Consider the following 615-nt stretch of genomic DNA (forward strand, 5'->3'; position numbering starts at 1 on the left):
TGCACGGATGAACCGCGAGGGAGACTGGGCGTTGGATCTGACCAACTCCCCAGGCCTCTCTGCAAATCAAGCCTATGAGTACTACTACGAGGCCTTGACCCCAGAAGGCACGGTGATTAACCGGGGTGAGGGTATCTTCCGTACCACACAAAATGCCAAGCACGGCGAGACCTTTGATCTGCGCTTTGGCTTACAGCAACAGGCAGCCACCGCCGCGGCGAATGGTGAAGCGGCGAAACCCAGTCAGCAAACCCTGAAGGACCTGCAACTACGCTGGGCCAACTTAGGCGGTTACCAAGGCAAACTGAAGTTCGATTGGAATGCAGGTTTTGGCGAGGCCAAAGGCTCCGAAATTGTTGAGGCCAGTGCCGGTCAGGTGAACCTACAACCCAACGTGTCCCTGGAAAATGCCGAAGGTCGTACCTTCACCTACACCGTCAATGTTTATAAGCAAAATGCTCAGGGTGAGTGGGAGCTGTTGGACTGGTTGCAAGGGGATTACAGCTTTGCCGCTGAGCGGGGTGAGTCGGGCGAGTTTAGCGCCAAGGCCCACCACCAGCTCAGTAGTTTCCATGCCTTGGACCAGGGTAGCGTTACGCACCGCAATACCGGTCG

Annotated in this window: 1 protein-coding gene; it reads left to right on the forward strand. The window is 56.3% G+C overall.

The annotated features are described in order from the left end of the window. Positions 1-31: 31 nt before the first annotated feature. The coding region (locus ACQ96U_RS27115; protein ID WP_431724400.1) for a hypothetical protein at positions 32-615 on the forward strand (584 nt) is incomplete at its 3' end.

This window comes from Zooshikella sp. RANM57 (assembly GCF_050749885.1).
Taxonomy (GTDB): Bacteria; Pseudomonadota; Gammaproteobacteria; order Pseudomonadales; family Zooshikellaceae; genus Zooshikella.